Here is a 15336-nt window from a genome sequence, read left to right as displayed (position 1 = left end):
GATCAGTCGTGGGAGTGCAGCGGCTTGCCGGCCAGGGCCAGGTGGGCCTCGCCGAGCGCCTCGCTCTGGGTCGGGTGCGCGTGGATGAGCTGCGCGACCTCGGCCGGCAGAGCCTCCCAGTTGTAGATCAGCTGGGCTTCGCCGACCTGCTCGCCCATCCGGTCGCCCACCATGTGGACGCCGACGACAGCGCCGTCCTTGACCTGGACGAGCTTGACCTCACCCGAGGTCTTGAGGATCTTGCTGCGGCCGTTGCCCGCCAGGCTGTACTTCAGCGCGACGACCTTGTCCGCACCGTAGATCTCCTTGGCCTTCGCCTCGGAGAGACCCACGGACGCGACCTCGGGGTGGCAGTACGTCACCTTCGGCACACCGTCGTAGTTGATCGGCACGGTCTTGAGACCCGCGAGACGCTCCGCCACCAGAATGCCCTCGGCGAAGCCGACGTGCGCGAGCTGGAGGGTCGGGGCCAGGTCGCCGACGGCCGAGATGGTCTCGACGTTCGTCCGCATGTACTCGTCGACCAGGACGTAACCGCGGTCCAGCGCGACGCCCGCTTCCTCGTAGCCGAGACCCTGCGAGACCGGTCCGCGGCCGATGGCCACCAGCAGGACCTCGGCCTCGAACTCCTTGCCGTCGGCCAGGGTGACCTTGACGCCGTTCCGGGTGTACTCGGCCTTCTGGAAGAAGGTGCCCAGGTTGAACTTGATGCCGCGCTTGCGGAACGCGCGCTCAAGAAGCTTCGAGCTGTTCTCGTCCTCGACCGGCACCAGGTGCTTCAGGCCCTCGACGATGGTCACGTCGGTGCCGAAGGACTTCCACGCCGAGGCGAACTCGACGCCGATGACGCCGCCGCCCAGGATGATCGCCGACTCCGGGACCCGGTCCAGGGTCAGCGCGTGGTCCGAGGAGATGATGCGGTTGCCGTCGATCTCCAGGCCCGGCAGGGACTTCGGCACGGAGCCGGTCGCGAGCAGGATGTGGCGGCCCTCGACGCGCTGGCCGTTCACGTCCACCGAGGTCGGGGAGGAGAGCCGGCCCGCACCCTCGATGTAGGTCACCTTGCGGGAGGCGACCAGACCCTGCAGGCCCTTGTAGAGGCCCGAGATCACGTCGTCCTTGTACTTGTGAACGCCTGCGATGTCGATGCCCTCGAAGGAGGTCTTGACACCGAACTGCTCGCTCTCGCGCGCCTGGTCGGCGATCTCGCCGGCGTGCAGCAGGGCCTTCGTGGGGATGCAGCCGTTGTGCAGGCAGGTGCCGCCGAGCTTGTTCTTCTCGATCAGGGCGACGTCAAGACCGAGCTGGGCCCCGCGCAGCGCCGCGGCGTAACCGCCGCTACCGCCGCCGAGAATCACTAGGTCGAAAACGGTGCTGGCGTCGTTCGCCACGTCACGTCCTCCATGCATGTGCGCCGGTGCCGGTCTTCCGTGACCGGTCGGCGGCGGGTGTACGGCCGTTTTTTTCGGCCCTGTGGTGGGGGCCCTGTCCTGCCGAGAACCCATCTTTGCACTTGTCGGGCGCGGACGAGACGCCGGGCCAGCGTGCGGTACGTCCCATTCATCGTCCCCTTCGCTGTGCGTCCGCCGTCCCGCACACCGTGGCGGACGGTTACTCGGGCGTACGGGTGTGCGGATTTCGTCCAGGGCGAACGGGAGCAAAGCACCGGCAAAGACGTACGGCCCCGGGAGCCCGGGGCCGTACGGATCAAACAGGATCGAGCAACCGCCCGGCTGTCAGCCGAGGTCGCCGTCGGCGGTGCGTTCGGCGAGGCGGACCAGGGTGCGGATCGCCGAGCCGGTGCCGCCCTTGGGGGTGTAGCCGAAGGGGCCGGCCTCGTTGAAGGCCGGACCTGCGATGTCCAGGTGGGCCCAGGTGATGCCCTCGCCCACGAACTCCTTGAGGAAGAGCCCGGCAACCAGTCCGCCGCCCATCCGCTCGCCCATATTGGCGATGTCGGCGGTCGGGGAGTCCATTCCCTTGCGCAGGTCCGAGGGGAGCGGCATGGGCCAGGACGGCTCGCCGACCTCCTCCGCGATCTCGTGCAGCGAGGTACGGAAGGCGTCGTCGTTGGCCATGATGCCGAACGTCCGGTTGCCCAGCGCCAGCACCATCGCACCGGTCAGTGTCGCCACGTCGACGATCGCGTCCGGGTCCTCCTCGGAGGCCTTGGCCAGCGCGTCGGCCAGCACCAGGCGGCCCTCGGCGTCGGTGTTGAGCACCTCGACGGTCTTGCCGCTGTACATCCGCAGCACATCGCCCGGACGGGTGGCGGAGCCGGACGGCATGTTCTCGGCGAGCGCCAGCCAGCCGGTGACGTTCACCCGCAGGCCCAGCCGCGCGGCGGAGACGACGGCTGCGAACACCGCGGCGGCGCCGGCCATGTCGCACTTCATCGTCTCGTTGTGGCCGGCCGGCTTGAGGGAGATGCCGCCCGAGTCATAGGTGATGCCCTTGCCGACGAAGGCCAGTGACTTCTCCGCATCGGCGTGCGTGTAGCTGAGCTTCACCAGCCGGGGCGGGGCGTCCGAGCCGACGCCGACGCCGACGATGCCGCCGTAACCGCCCTTGGTGAGCGCCTTCTCGTCGAGCACCTGCACCTTGATGCCGTGCTCCTTGCCCGCCGCCGTGGCGACCGCGGCGAAGGCCGCCGGGTTCAGCTCGTTCGGCGGGGTGTTGACCAGGTCGCGGGCCCGGTTGATCTCCTCGGCCACGGCCACGGCGCGCTCGGCGGCGGCCTTGTGGGCCTTGTCGCGCGGCTTGGCACCGAGCACGGCCGCCTCGCCCAGCGGGCCCTTGGCGTCCTTGCCCCGCTCCTGGAACGCGGTGAAGGCGTAAGAACCGAGCAGCGCGCCCTCGCCGACGGCCTGGACGTCTTCGGCGGCCTCGACGGGCAGCGCGAACGCGGCCTTCTTCGCGCCGGCCAGCGTGCGGGCCGCGACACCGGCGGCCCGGCGCAGCGCCTCCTCGGCGTAGGCATCGCCCTCGTCCGGGACAGCGCCCAGACCGACGGCCAGCACCAGCGGGGCCTTGAGACCGGCGGGGGAGGGAAGCTTGGTCGCCTCGCCCTCACCGCCGGTGGCGCCCAGGGTGGCCAGGACGTCGGCGAGCTTTCCGTCGAAGGCCTTTTCCACGGCCTCGGCGCCGGGTGCGACCACGGGACCCTTGGCGCCCTTCGCCACGCCTACGACGACGGCGTCGGCGCGCAGCGTCGCAGCGCCCGCCGTACTGAGAGTGAGAGCAGTCACGGTGGTGAATTCTCGCTTTCGTTGAGTTTGTTGGTGGCCGATGGATGGGGCCGCCCCGCGGAGAGCCTACGCTCGGTGACGGAAAACCGGCAGGCGGGCCGTCCTTCCCCGTCTGCGGCACCTCGTCCCGGCGCCCCGCTTACCTGAACGCCAGCACCACCAGCGCGGCCGTCGCCGCCGTTTCGGCGAGGCAGCCGAACACATCGCCGGTGACGCCGCCGAAACGGCGCACGCAGTGCCGCAGCAGGAGGTGGGCCGCCAGCAGCGCCACCACCACCGCAAGGCCGTGCTGCCAGGCGCCGTGCCGGCCGAAGGCCGCACCGGCTCCCGCACAGGCGGCGATCACCAGCACGGCCGTGGCCAGCGCCGCGGGCAGCGGTACGACGCCGGCCACCGCAGCACCCAGGCCGTCGGGGCGGGCCGCCGGAACTCCCGTACGGCAGGCCAGCGTCAGCGCGACTCTGGCCGTCAGCGCCCCGGCCACGGTGGCGACCGCGCCGTGCGCCCAGCCCACTTCGTACAGCCGGTCGAGGACCGCGACCTGCGCGAGGAGCACGAAGAGCAGCGTGACGACGCCGAACGGGCCGATGTCCGACTGCTTCATGACGCGCAGCGCGTCCTCGGCCGGCTTCCCGCTGCCCAGGCCGTCGGCGACGTCCGCCAGTCCGTCCAGATGCAGGCCCCGGGTCAACACGGCCGGTACGGCGGTGCTCGCCACCGCCGCGAGCAGCGGACCCGCGCCGGCCAGCAACAGGACGGCGCCGAGCGCGGCGGCGCTCACCCCGACGACCAGGCCGGCCAGCGGCGCGCAGAGCAGACCGGCGCGCGCCGCCGTACGGTCCCAGCGGGTCACCCGGACCGGGAGGGCCGTGAGCGTGCCGAAGGCGAAACGTATGCCGTGCATGCCGCGCAGGCTATCCGGCCGCGTGGACCCCGCCGCACGGGTGTGACCTGGGACGGGTCGCTACCGTCCGGCTTCGGCGGATTGCGCGGCTTCCGCGGAATCCGCTTCCGTCGTATCGCCCTCCGCCGTGTTCCCCTCCGCACGCTCCGGCAGTTCCGCTGCCAGCGCGGCCGCGGCCTGGACGAGCGGGAGCGCGAGCAGCGCTCCGCTTCCCTCGCCGACCGTCACGCCGAGTTCGAGCAGCGGGGTGAGCGCCATCCGGTCCAGCGCCTTCGCCTGGCCCGGCTCGCCGCTGAGCTGGCCGGCCAGCCAGGAGTCGGGGGCGCGGAAGGCGGCCCGCTGGCCCACCAGCGCACAGGCCGAAGCCACCACACCGTCGAGGATCACCGGCATCCGGCGCACCGCGGCCTGCAGCAGGAAGCCGGTCATCGCCGCCAGATCCGCGCCGCCCACCGTGGCGAGCAGCTCCAACTGGTCACCGAGGACCGGGCGGGCCCGGCGCAGCGCGTCCCGGACGGCCGCGCACTTGCGCATCCAGGCGAGGTCGTCGATGAGCGCGCCGCCGCGGCCGGTGACCACCGAGGCGTCGGTGCCGCAGAGCGCGGCGATCAGCGTGGCGGCAGCCGTGGTGCCGCCGACGCTCAGGTCGCCCAGCACGACCAGATCGGTCCCGGAGTCGGCCTCCTCGTCCGCGATCCGCATCCCCAGGCGTACGGCCTGCTCGGCCTCCTCCGCCGTCAGGGCGTCCTCGATGTCGATCCGCCCGGTGGAGCGGCGCACCCGATGGCGTACCACCTCCTCGGGCAGCAGCGCGGGATCGCAGTCGAGACCGGCGTCGATGATCCGCACCGGCACCCCCAGCCGGCGCGCCAGTACGGCGGAGGCGCTGCCACCGTCGAGCACGGCGCGCACGAGCTGATGCGTGCTGCCGGCCGGCCGGGCCGAGACGCCAAGTCCGGCCACTCCGTGATCGCCGGCGAACAGCACCATGCGTACGTGGTCGACCGGCCTGACCGGCACCGCGGACTGCGCCGCGGAGAGCCACTCGCCCAGTTCGTCCAGTCGGCCGAGGGAGCCGGGCGGCACAGTCAGCCGCTCCCGGCGTTCCTCGGCGTCGCGCCGCACGCCGCTGTCGGGGCGTTCGATCAGGTCGGAGAAGTCGTCGAGATTCAGCGAGCTCATTCGCCGAACAGTACCGGCAGAACTCGGCGAGGGGTGCGCCGCATTGGCGGCCGGTCCACCGGCCCGCCGCGTCAGCCGCGCAGCACGACCGCCTGCCCGGCCACGACCAGCAGCACCTGCTCGCACTCGGCGCCGAACGCCGCATTGAGACGCCCGAGTTCGTCCCGGAAGCGCCGCCCCGACGGGGTCGCGGGCACCACACCGGACCCCACCTCGTTGCTCACGGCGACGACGGTGCGTGTGGTGGCCCGTACGGCGGCGACGAGCTCGGCCACCCGGGCGCGCAGCGAGCGCTCCCCGTCGGCCGCCCACCGGGCGTCGTCCCAGGCGCCCACCCGGTCCATCGCGTCGGTCAGCCACAGCGACAGACAGTCGATCAGCAGCGGGGGTCCGTCCGCCGCGAGCAGCGGCACCAGCTCGCAGGTCTCCTCGGTGCGCCAGGAGCCGGGCCGGCGCTCCCGGTGCAGCCCCACCCGGGCCGCCCATTCGGGGTCTCCGTCGCGAACGCCGCCGGTCGCGGCGTACAGCACGCCGGGGAAGGCCTCCAGCCGCCGCTCCGCCTCCATCGACTTCCCGGAACGTGCCCCGCCGAGCACCAGAGTGCGGCGCGGCAGGTCGGGGACCGCATGGTACTCGCCGACGATCAGTGTCGTCCCGTCCGGTACGGCCCGCGCACCCGCGGCCGCGAGCCGCCGGTCGAGTTCGCCGCCCGGCGCCGCGTCGTGGCCGATGTGGGCGGCGATCACGTCCGTGGTCGGGCCGACGGCGCCCACCGCCCGCAGCGCGGCCAGCGCGTCGGGCCGCCCGCTGACATCGGCCACCACCATCTCGTACGGCGGTGAGCCGTTCGCCGAAAGTCCGGCCGGGGATCCGCCCGGGGGCAGGTAGAACAGCCGCTCGCCCTCCGGCGAGGTCACCTCGTATCCGGTGCCGGGGGAGTCCATCGGGACCGCCCGTACCCGGTGCCCGCTCATCAGCGTCAGCACCCGCCCGTCGGGCACCCGCCCCGCCGGCGGCAGCCCGGCCGGCAGTTCCACGGCCGGCCCGTCGTGCGGGTGGGTGAGCAGTACCTGACGCACGCCGACCAGCGAGTGCCCGGCGCGGGCGGCGGCCAGCGCCGCCCCCGGCGTCAGGTCGAGCAGCAGTGCGCCGTCGATGAGCAGGGCGGTCGCCGCGCGTGCCCGGTCGCCGCGGGCCGAGGCGCAGGCGGCGCAGGGGCACTCGGGACGGGGCAGCCCGTCAGGAGCGCCGGTGCCGAGAAGAGTGAGTTCCACGGGAAGATCCTCCCGCGTCGGTGCCGTCGGTGCTCACCCGGCTACGCTGCCAGCAGCAGTAAGAAGCTGTTGCTCAGGCAGGATCGGCTCGGCATCCAGGAGGCGGACATGGCGTGGACGTGGCGGTTCGAGAAGTCGGACGGTACGGAGACACAGCCGGCGGTGACGCCCGAGGAGTTCACCACGCAGGGGGACGCGGAGTCCTGGGTCGGCGAGGTGTGGAAGGAGCTGCTCGAAGGGGGTGCCGATCAGGTGACGCTCTTCGAGGACACCACGAAGATCTACGGACCGATGAGTCTGCACGCGGAGCAGACGGAGCCGGAGCAGGCGGAGCCGGAGCAGGCCTGACCGGTCTCCGAGCCGGGGGCGCCGCCCCCGGGTCATCCCGGCGCCGGCGGGTGACCGCCGGCGCCGGTGCGTGTCAGCCTCGTACCCCGCACAGATGCAGCAACGCGGCGACCGACTTGTACGGCTCGGTGCGGCCTGCCCGGTCCTCCGCGGCCAGCAGCAGATCCAACTCCTGCGCGGAGGGCAGCTCCTCGTCATTGCCCACGTTGTCGGTGAAGACCCGGACGCCGTACCAGGCGTGCAACGGGGCCGCGATCCCGGCCAGCGTGTCGGTGACCGCGCCGAGGCGGTCGGCGCGCACCGACAGGCCGAGGCGGTTGGTGTACGTGTCGGTGTCGAAGGCGGCCAGCGTCGACGGCCAGTCACCGGCCAGGCCGGGCCGCATCGCGAGCGCGTCCGCGTTCCGTACCAGCAGCGAGAGCAGCCCGCCCGGCGCCAGCATGCGGGCCAGGCCCGCAAGCATCGCGTCCGGCTCCTCCACGTACATCAGCACCCCGTGACAGAGCACCACATCGAAGCTGCCGGGCAGGAAGTGCGCGCCGGTCTCCCGGCCGTCGCCGTCCAGCAGCCGCACCCGCTCGCGAATGCCCTCCGGTTCGGTGGCCAGGGCGTCCCGGGCCACCTTGAGCATCTCGGGGTCCGATTCCAGACCGGTCACCGTGTGTCCGGCCCGGGCCAGGCGCAGTGCCTGGGTGCCCTGGCCGGTACCGACGTCGAGTATCCGCAGCCGCTGCCCGACCGGGAACCGGGCTGCGAGCTGCTCGTCGAGCTGACGGGCGACGAGCTCCTGGCGGACGGTGTTGCGCAGCCCGCCCAGGCCCTTCAGCCAGGCGGACGACGCGCCCGCGAACCCGGAAGCGCCGTGGAACCCGGAGATGCCCGTGCTCAGGGCCGTTCTCCCCGCTTGACCTGCGGCTTCGGCAGCCGCATCCGGCGCATCTGAAGCGTGCGCATCAGGCCGTACGCCACGACGCCGCGCTTCGGCTCGTTCGGGAAGCGCTCGTTCAGCTGCTTCTTCAACCGGAACCAGATCCCCGCCGAGTCGACGACGATCAGCACGATCACGATGAGCCAGAGCAGCAGTGCGATGCTCTGGACGCCCGGGACCCGGACGATGCTGAGCACCAGGATGATCACCGCGAGCGGCAGGAAGAACTCGGCCAGACACCAGCGGGAGTCGACGAAGTCCCGGGCGAAGCGGCGTGCCTTGCCCTTGTCCCGGGCAGGCAGGTATCGCTCGTCGCCGCTGGCGAGAGCCTCCCGCTGCTTCGCCATGTCCACGCGGCGGGCCTCGCGCTGACGCTTGGCGGCCTCCTTGCGGTCGGTCGTCGGAGTGACCGCGCGGCGTCGCTGGGACTGCGCCTCACTCCGCTTGGGGGTGGGGCGACCTTTGGGGGCCTGCGGGTCGCGGGTCTGCTGGGAGGGGCCCGACGTCACCTTGGACGTGGTGGCCTTCTCTTCATTGGCGCGGCTACGGAACACAAAACCCAAGGGTAAGGGGTCCCGCGCAGGGGTCCAGGCCCGAGGGGGAACGATCCCGCAACGACCGCCCCGGCCCCGGTGCCCCCTAGAGGGATCTACACCCTGCGCCGGAGTGGATTCCGCCGCAGGTCGTCCTGGAGGAGGAGCACATCCGGCCCGGAACAGTGCGGTAATGGATGCAGGGCCCGTAGTGTGGGTTCAAGTGCTGGAGCTGAAGTCCGTCAGAAGGGGGCGCGCGAAGCCCATGAGCGGTGTCATGAAGCGTATGGGAATGATCTTCCGCGCGAAGGCCAACAAGGCCCTGGACCGGGCCGAGGATCCGCGCGAGACTCTCGATTACTCGTACCAGAAGCAGCTCGAGCTGCTTCAGAAGGTGCGCCGTGGGGTCGCCGACGTGGCGACCTCGCGCAAGCGTCTCGAACTGCAGCTCAACCAGCTGCAGGGTCAGACCTCCAAGCTGGAGGACCAGGGCCGCAAGGCCCTCGCGCTGGGCCGTGAGGACCTGGCGCGCGAGGCGCTGTCCCGCCGTGCCGCGCTGCAGCAGCAGGTCACGGACCTGGAGACGCAGCACCAGACGCTGCAGGGCGAGGAGGAGAAGCTCACCCTCGCCGCCCAGCGTCTGCAGGCCAAGGTCGACGCCTTCCGTACGAAGAAGGAGACCATCAAGGCCACCTACACGGCAGCCCAGGCGCAGACCCGGATCGCCGAATCCTTCTCGGGCATCTCCGAGGAGATGGGCGACGTCGGGCAGGCGATCGCGCGGGCCGAGGACAAGACCGCCCAGCTGCAGGCCAGGGCCGGTGCGATCGACGAGCTGCTCGCCTCGGGCGCCCTGGACGACCAGTCCGGGATGGGCAAGGACGACATCTCCGCCGAGCTGGACCGCATCTCCGGTGGTACGGATGTGGAGTTGGAACTGCAGCGGATGAAGGCCGAGCTGGCCGGCGGTTCGTCGTCGCAGCAGGCCATCGAAGGCGGTCAGGCACAGGACCAGGCGCAGCCGCAGGACCGGACCCACCCGAAGTTCGACAAGCAGTAGGGGAAGCGTCATGATCGTACGGATCATGGGTGAAGGCCAGGTGGAGCTGGCCGACAGCCACCTCACGGAGCTGAACAAGCTCGACGACGAGCTTCTCGCCGTGGTGCAGAGCGGTGACGAGGACGGCTTCCGCCGCACGCTGCGCGCGCTGCTCGACAAGGTACGGGAGCTCGGTGGACCCGTGCCGGACGCTTCCCTGGAGCCCTCGGAACTGATCCTGCCTCCGGTGGACGCCACTCTGGAAGAGGTCAGGGCGATGCTCAACGACGACGGTCTCATCCCGGGCTGAGCCGGCTTCCCCGGCCCGATCGGGCGGACTCCTCCAGCCGCTCCGGCCCCCCGCATCCGTAGGGATGCGGGGCGCCGTGCCGGTAGGGCCGGTGCGCGACACGCCGTACCGTTGCTTGACGTGACCACCCCGTCGAAGGCCGGAACCGGCTATGTCCGTGCCGCCGCCTGGCCGCGCGCCCATCCGCTGGCGTTCGACGCCTGCCTGGCCCTGGGCGTACTGATCTGCATGGTCGCCGGCTCGTTCGCCGACACCAGCGGCCACCACGCGCCGACCTTCGGCACCAGGACCCCCGAGTTCCGCAGCTTCGTCCTGATGCTGATCGGCGCGGCCGCGTTGATCCTCCGGCGTCGCAGGCCCCGCCAGGTGCTGGCCGTCACCGGCGTGGTCACCATCATCGAGCTGGTGTTCGGCGCGCCCCCGGCGCCGGTGGCGATGAGCGCGGTCATCGCGCTCTTCACGATCGCGGCCAGCACCGACCGCCCGACCACCCGGCGGGTCGGCCTGCTGACCATGGGCGTGCTGACCGCCTCCGCGATGTGCTTCAGCGAAACCCCCTGGTACTCCCAGGAGAACCTGGGCATCTTCGCCTGGACCGGTATGGCCGCGGCCGCGGGAGACGCGGTACGCAGTCGCCGGGCCTTCGTCGACGCCATCCGCGAGCGGGCCGAGCGCGCGGAGCGCAGCCGCGACGAGGAGGCCAGGCGCCGGGTCGCCGAGGAACGGTTGCGGATCGCCCGCGACCTGCACGACGTGGTCGCCCACCACATCGCCCTGGTCAACGTCCAGGCCGGGGTGGCGGCGCACGTCATGGACAAGCGCCCCGACCAGGCCAAGGAGGCGCTCGGGCACGTACGGGAGGCCAGTCGCTCGGCCTTGAACGAACTGCGCGCCACCGTGGGCCTGCTGCGGCAGTCGGGCGACCCGGAGGCGCCCACCGAACCCGCCCCCGGCCTGGCGGTGCTCAACGATCTGGTCGAGACGTTCCGCAACGCGGGGCTCCCGGTGCGGGTCGCCTGCAACAACGAGGGCGCCGGCCTGCCGGCCGCCGTCGACCTGGCGGCCTACCGGATCATCCAGGAGGCGCTGACCAACGTCCGCAAACACGCCGGGCCCGGGGCGAAGGCCGAGGTCAGCGTGGTCCGTGTCGGCCCGGCCGTCGAGGTCACCGTCCTCGACGACGGTGCCGGTCAAGCCCGCGGCGACGCGTCGCCGCACGACAGCGAAACGGCCGGCGCCGGCGACCCGTCCGCTGGCGGTACACCCTCGTACGCCGGGAAGTCCTCGGACGGCAGCGAACCGCCGGACCGCGGCGACGGCCACGGGCTGATCGGCATGCGCGAGCGTGCCGCCGCGCTGCGCGGCTCGTGCTCCGCGGGCCCCCGCTACGGCGGTGGCTTCCGCGTCCAGGCGATACTGCCGGTCAAGGCCGGCGCCGGGGAGGACGCATGACGATCAGGGTGTTGCTCGCCGACGACCAGGCGCTGCTGCGCAGCGCGTTCCGGGTCCTGGTGGACTCCGAGGCGGACATGGAGGTCGTGGGGGAGGCGGCGGACGGTGCCCAGGCCGTGGCCCTCGCCAGGTCCGAGGCCGCCGACGTGGTCCTGATGGACATCAGGATGCCCGGCACGGACGGTCTGGCAGCCACCCGGATGATCAGCGCCGACCCGGAACTCGCGGGCGTGCGGGTGGTGATGCTCACCACGTTCGAGGTGGACGAGTACGTGGTGCAGTCGCTGCGTGCCGGTGCCTCCGGCTTCCTGGGGAAGGGCGCGGAACCGGACGAACTGCTCAACGCGATCCGTATCGCGGCGGCCGGCGAGGCCCTGCTCTCGCCGGTGGCCACCAAGGGGCTCATCGCGAGGTTCCTGGCCCAGGGCGGCAGTTCGGACCTGGCGGCCGATCCCGAGCTGTACGCGGAGCGGCTCGCCGCGCTGACCGTACGGGAGCGGGAAGTGCTGGTGCAGGTCGGCGGGGGGCATTCGAACGACGAGATCGCCGAGCGGCTTTCGGTCAGCCCACTGACCGTCAAGACCCACGTGAACCGGGCGATGGCCAAACTCGGGGCGCGCGACCGGGCTCAATTGGTGGTAATCGCCTACGAATCGGGTCTGGTCCACCCAAGGGCTTAGGGACGGCGTACTCCTCCTGCGGTATGCGGCGCATAAGGAAGGCACCTGGGAGCGAGGAATCAGGCCCGCCGCATGGCTGAAGGTAGAAGTGGGCCACTACTGCCCACCCTTCTCGTCCCGCACACCTGCCTCGCACGCCACAGAAGAGAGACCCCATGTCCTGGCTGTCCAGATTCAGCCTCGCGCAACGGGCCCTGATCGGGCTGATATCGATCGTCGCCGTCGTCTTCGGTGCGATTGCCATCCCGCAGCTCAAGCAGCAGCTGCTGCCCACCATCGAACTGCCGATGGTGTCGGTGCTCGCCCCGTATCAGGGCGCGTCCCCCGATGTGGTCGAGAAGCAGGTCGTCGAACCGCTCGAAGACACCATCAAGGCTGTCGACGGCATCAAGGGCGTGACCTCCACGGCGAGTGAGGGCAACGCCGTGATCATGGCCCAGTTCGACTACGGCAACGGCACCAAGCAGTTGGTCGCCGATGTGCAGCAGGCCGTGAACCGCGCCCGGGCCAAGCTCCCGACCGACGTGGATCCGCAGGTCGTGGCCGGCTCGACGGACGACATCCCGACCGTCGTCCTCGCCGTCACGTCCGACAAGGACCAGCAGGCACTGGCCGACCAGCTCGACCGCTCGGTCGTCCCCGTCCTCCAGGACATCGACGGCGTCGGCCAGGTCAGCGTCGACGGTGTGCAGGACCTCCAGGTCACCGTCACCCCCGACGACGGGAAGCTGGCGGCGGCCGGTCTGAACGCCGCCTCCCTCAGCCAGGCCCTGCAGGCGGGGGGCGCCACCCTGCCGGCCGGTTCGTTCTCCGAGGACGGCAAGAGCCGTACAGTGCAGGTCGGTGGCGGCTACACCTCGCTCCAGCAGATCGAGGACCTGCGCGTCACCGGGCAGGCGGCGCCGGGCAAGCCGGCCCCGAAGCCGGTCCGTCTGGGCGATATCGCCAAGGTCGCCGAGCGGCCGTCCACCGCTGTCTCCATCACCCGTACCGACGGCAGGCCCAGCCTCTCCGTCGCGCTCACCATGGACCAGGACGGCAGCGCCGTCGCCGTCTCGAACGCGGTCAAGGACAAGCTCCCCGACCTGCGCAGGACGCTCGGCTCCGGCAGTGACCTCAAGGTCATCTTCGATCAGGGCCCCTCGGTCTCGAAGTCGATTTCCGGCCTCACCACCGAAGGCGCACTCGGCCTGCTCTTCGCCGTGATCGTCATCCTGGTCTTCCTGGCGTCGCTGCGCTCCACCCTGGTCACCGCGCTCTCCATTCCGCTGTCGGTGCTGCTCGCGCTGATCGTGCTCTGGACCCGTGACCTGTCGCTCAACGTCCTCACGCTCGGCGCGCTGACCATCGCGATCGGCCGGGTCGTGGACGACTCGATCGTGGTGCTGGAGAACATCAAGCGACACCTCGGCTACGGCGAGGAACGCCAGGCGGCGATCCTCACCGCGGTGAAGGAGGTCGCCGGAGCGGTCACCTCGTCGACCCTCACCACCGTCGCGGTCTTCCTGCCGATCGGACTGGTCGGCGGCATGGTGGGCCAGCTCTTCGGCTCGTTCTCCATCACGGTCACCGCGGCCCTGCTCGCCTCGCTGCTGGTGTCGCTCACCGTGGTGCCGGTCTTCTCCTACTGGTTCCTGCGAGCCCCCAAGGGCTCCGCGGGTGTCGACCCGGCGGACCTGCGCCGCAGGGCCGAGGAGAGGGAGGAGCGCAGCCGCCTCCAGCGTGTCTATGTGCCGGTGCTCCGCTTCGCGACCCGCCGTCGTGTCACCAGCCTGGTCATCGCGGCCGCGGTCCTCATCGGCACCGTCGCCATGGCGCCGCTGCTCAAGACCAACTTCTTCGACCAGGGCCAGCAGGACACCCTGTCGCTGACCCAGAAGCTGACCCCGGGCACCAGCCTGCAGGCAGCGGACGCCGCGGCCAAGAAGGTCGAGACGCTGCTCGACGGCATCGACACGATCAAGGACTACCAGGTCACGGTCGGCTCCACCGGCTTCGCCGCTGCCTTCGGTGGCGGCACCGGCGCCAACCAGGCCTCGTACCAGGTGACTCTGAAGGACGCGTCGGACTACGACGCGACCCAGGACCGTATCGAGAAGGGGCTGGCCGGGCTCGACGGCATCGGCGAGGCCTCCATCGGCAGCGGTGGCGGCTTCGGCAGCCAGGACCTGAGCGTGGTGGTGAAGGCCGGCGATGGCGACACCCTGAAGAAGGCGTCCGAGCAGGTACGGGCCGCGGTGGCCGGTCTCGACCACGTCAAGGACGTGCAGAGCGACCTGTCGCAGAGCGTTCCCCGGATCTCCGTGAAGGCCAACGCCAAGGCGGCCGACGCGGGCTTCAACCAGACCACGCTGGGCGCCGCCGTGGGCCAGGCGGTACGCGGCACCACCTCGGGCAAGGCGATCCTCGACGACACCGAGCGTGATGTCGTCGTCAAGTCGGCGCACCCCGCCGTCACGCTGGCCGAGCTGAAGAACCTGAACCTGGGTGCGGCCAAGCTCGGTGACATCGCCACGGTGAAGCTGGTACCGGGACCGGTCTCGATGACCCGGATCGACGGCGCCCGCGCCGCGACCGTCAAGGCCACCCCGACCGGTGACAACACCGGTGCGGTCACCACCGCCCTGCAGACCAGGATCAATGAGGTGAAGAAGACCCTTCCGCAGGGCGCCACCGTCGAGATCGGCGGTGTCTCGTCGGACCAGAGCTCGGCGTTCAAGAACCTTGCCCTCGCCATGCTGGCGGCCGTCGCGATCGTCTTCATGCTGCTGGTCGGCACCTTCCGCTCGCTCGTCCAGCCGCTGATCCTGCTGGTCTCGATCCCGTTCGCGGCCACCGGGGCGATCGGCCTGCTGCTCGTCACCGGGACGCCGATGGGCGTCCCCGCGATGATCGGCATGCTGATGCTCATCGGCATCGTGGTCACCAACGCGATCGTGCTGATCGACCTGGTCAACCAGTACCGGGCCCAGGGCCTGGGAGTCGTCGAAGCGGTCGTCGAGGGCGGCAGGCACCGTCTCCGTCCCATCCTGATGACCGCCCTGGCGACGATCTTCGCGCTGCTGCCGATGGCACTCGGCGTCACCGGCGAGGGCGGCTTCATCTCGCAGCCGCTCGCGGTGGTGGTGATCGGCGGTCTGATCACCTCGACCCTGCTGACGCTGCTGCTGGTGCCGACGCTCTACGCCCTGGTGGAGCTGCGCAAGGAGCGCCGGGCGAAGAAGAAGGCAACCAAGCGCGCCGACAGGTCCGACACCCCGGCCTCGGACTCATCGGACGCGGGCGAGACCCGCACTCCGGAGCCGTCCGGCGTGTAGCCGCACTGATGACGGCCTCGGGCCTGTCCCCCGCGCGAGCGGGGGACAGGCCCGAGGCCGTTCCAGATGTCTGCGGCGCCGCCAATGGCCGCGTGGGCCCGCCCGGCAAGGACCCGCGTGA

The 15336-nt window shown here is 71.3% G+C and carries 13 protein-coding genes; 6 read left to right on the top strand and 7 right to left on the bottom strand.

Going from position 1 to position 15336, the window contains the following annotated elements; genetic code table 11:
- Window positions 1–2: 2 nt before the first annotated feature.
- The 5 genes from lpdA to AB0M87_RS27900 all read right to left on the bottom strand — a co-directional run bounded on the left by lpdA (window position 3) and on the right by AB0M87_RS27900 (window position 6608).
- On the bottom strand, window positions 3–1391 hold the full coding sequence (lpdA, locus tag AB0M87_RS27920; RefSeq protein WP_365857689.1) for a dihydrolipoyl dehydrogenase: 1389 nt from the start codon (window positions 1389–1391) through the stop codon (window positions 3–5).
- Window positions 1392–1736: 345 nt separating this feature from the next.
- On the bottom strand, window positions 1737–3248 hold the full coding sequence (locus AB0M87_RS27915) for a leucyl aminopeptidase (protein ID WP_365857686.1): 1512 nt from the start codon (window positions 3246–3248) through the stop codon (window positions 1737–1739).
- A 139-nt stretch (window positions 3249–3387) separates the two neighbouring features.
- Entirely contained in the window at window positions 3388–4152 is a 765-nt protein-coding gene (locus AB0M87_RS27910) for an adenosylcobinamide-GDP ribazoletransferase (protein ID WP_365857684.1), read from the bottom strand.
- A 60-nt stretch (window positions 4153–4212) separates the two neighbouring features.
- Window positions 4213–5325 (bottom strand): nicotinate-nucleotide--dimethylbenzimidazole phosphoribosyltransferase, encoded by a 1113-nt coding sequence (gene cobT, locus AB0M87_RS27905; RefSeq protein ID WP_365857838.1) that lies wholly within the window; start codon window positions 5323–5325, stop codon window positions 4213–4215.
- A gap of 80 nt (window positions 5326–5405) precedes the next feature.
- Window positions 5406–6608 (bottom strand): bifunctional adenosylcobinamide kinase/adenosylcobinamide-phosphate guanylyltransferase, encoded by a 1203-nt coding sequence (locus tag AB0M87_RS27900; protein ID WP_365857682.1) that lies wholly within the window; start codon window positions 6606–6608, stop codon window positions 5406–5408.
- 108 nt (window positions 6609–6716) lie between these two features.
- Here AB0M87_RS27900 and AB0M87_RS27895 point away from each other — a divergent pair, with 108 nt between their 5' ends.
- Window positions 6717–6956, top strand: a complete 240-nt coding sequence (locus AB0M87_RS27895) for a hypothetical protein (RefSeq protein ID WP_365857680.1) — start codon at window positions 6717–6719, stop codon at window positions 6954–6956.
- 73 nt (window positions 6957–7029) lie between these two features.
- On the opposite strand, the gene AB0M87_RS27890 is transcribed toward AB0M87_RS27895, so the two are convergent.
- A complete protein-coding gene (locus AB0M87_RS27890) occupies window positions 7030–7782 on the bottom strand; it encodes a methyltransferase domain-containing protein (RefSeq protein ID WP_365857836.1) in 753 nt (250 codons plus the stop codon).
- Window positions 7783–7841: 59 nt separating this feature from the next.
- The gene (locus tag AB0M87_RS27885) at window positions 7842–8438 is read right to left on the bottom strand and encodes a DUF3043 domain-containing protein (RefSeq protein WP_365857678.1); all 597 of its coding nucleotides are present in this window, start codon (window positions 8436–8438) and stop codon (window positions 7842–7844) included.
- A gap of 244 nt (window positions 8439–8682) precedes the next feature.
- Here AB0M87_RS27885 and AB0M87_RS27880 point away from each other — a divergent pair, with 244 nt between their 5' ends.
- The 5 genes from AB0M87_RS27880 to AB0M87_RS27860 all read left to right on the top strand — a co-directional run bounded on the left by AB0M87_RS27880 (window position 8683) and on the right by AB0M87_RS27860 (window position 15215).
- The gene (locus tag AB0M87_RS27880; protein WP_365857676.1) at window positions 8683–9477 is read left to right on the top strand and encodes a PspA/IM30 family protein; all 795 of its coding nucleotides are present in this window, start codon (window positions 8683–8685) and stop codon (window positions 9475–9477) included.
- 10 nt (window positions 9478–9487) lie between these two features.
- Complete coding sequence (locus tag AB0M87_RS27875) at window positions 9488–9766, top strand: hypothetical protein (RefSeq protein WP_365857674.1); 279 nt, start codon at window positions 9488–9490, stop codon at window positions 9764–9766.
- A gap of 120 nt (window positions 9767–9886) precedes the next feature.
- Window positions 9887–11218: a sensor histidine kinase gene (locus AB0M87_RS27870; protein ID WP_365857672.1), complete on the top strand. Its 1332-nt coding sequence runs from the start codon at window positions 9887–9889 to the stop codon at window positions 11216–11218.
- Window positions 11215–11898, top strand: coding sequence for a response regulator transcription factor (locus AB0M87_RS27865; RefSeq protein WP_365857670.1), 684 nt, complete (start codon window positions 11215–11217; stop codon window positions 11896–11898). Before AB0M87_RS27870 ends, AB0M87_RS27865 begins: the two co-directional genes overlap by 4 nt.
- Before the next feature lie 155 nt (window positions 11899–12053).
- Window positions 12054–15215: an efflux RND transporter permease subunit gene (locus AB0M87_RS27860; protein WP_365857668.1), complete on the top strand. Its 3162-nt coding sequence runs from the start codon at window positions 12054–12056 to the stop codon at window positions 15213–15215.
- The last annotated feature ends 121 nt before the right edge of the window (window positions 15216–15336 follow it).

This window comes from Streptomyces sp. NPDC051320 (assembly GCF_040682175.1).
GTDB lineage: Bacteria > Actinomycetota > Actinomycetes > Streptomycetales > Streptomycetaceae > Streptomyces.
The sequence above is the reverse complement of the archived record's forward strand: the minus strand, read 5'-3'. Positions and strand labels throughout refer to the sequence as shown.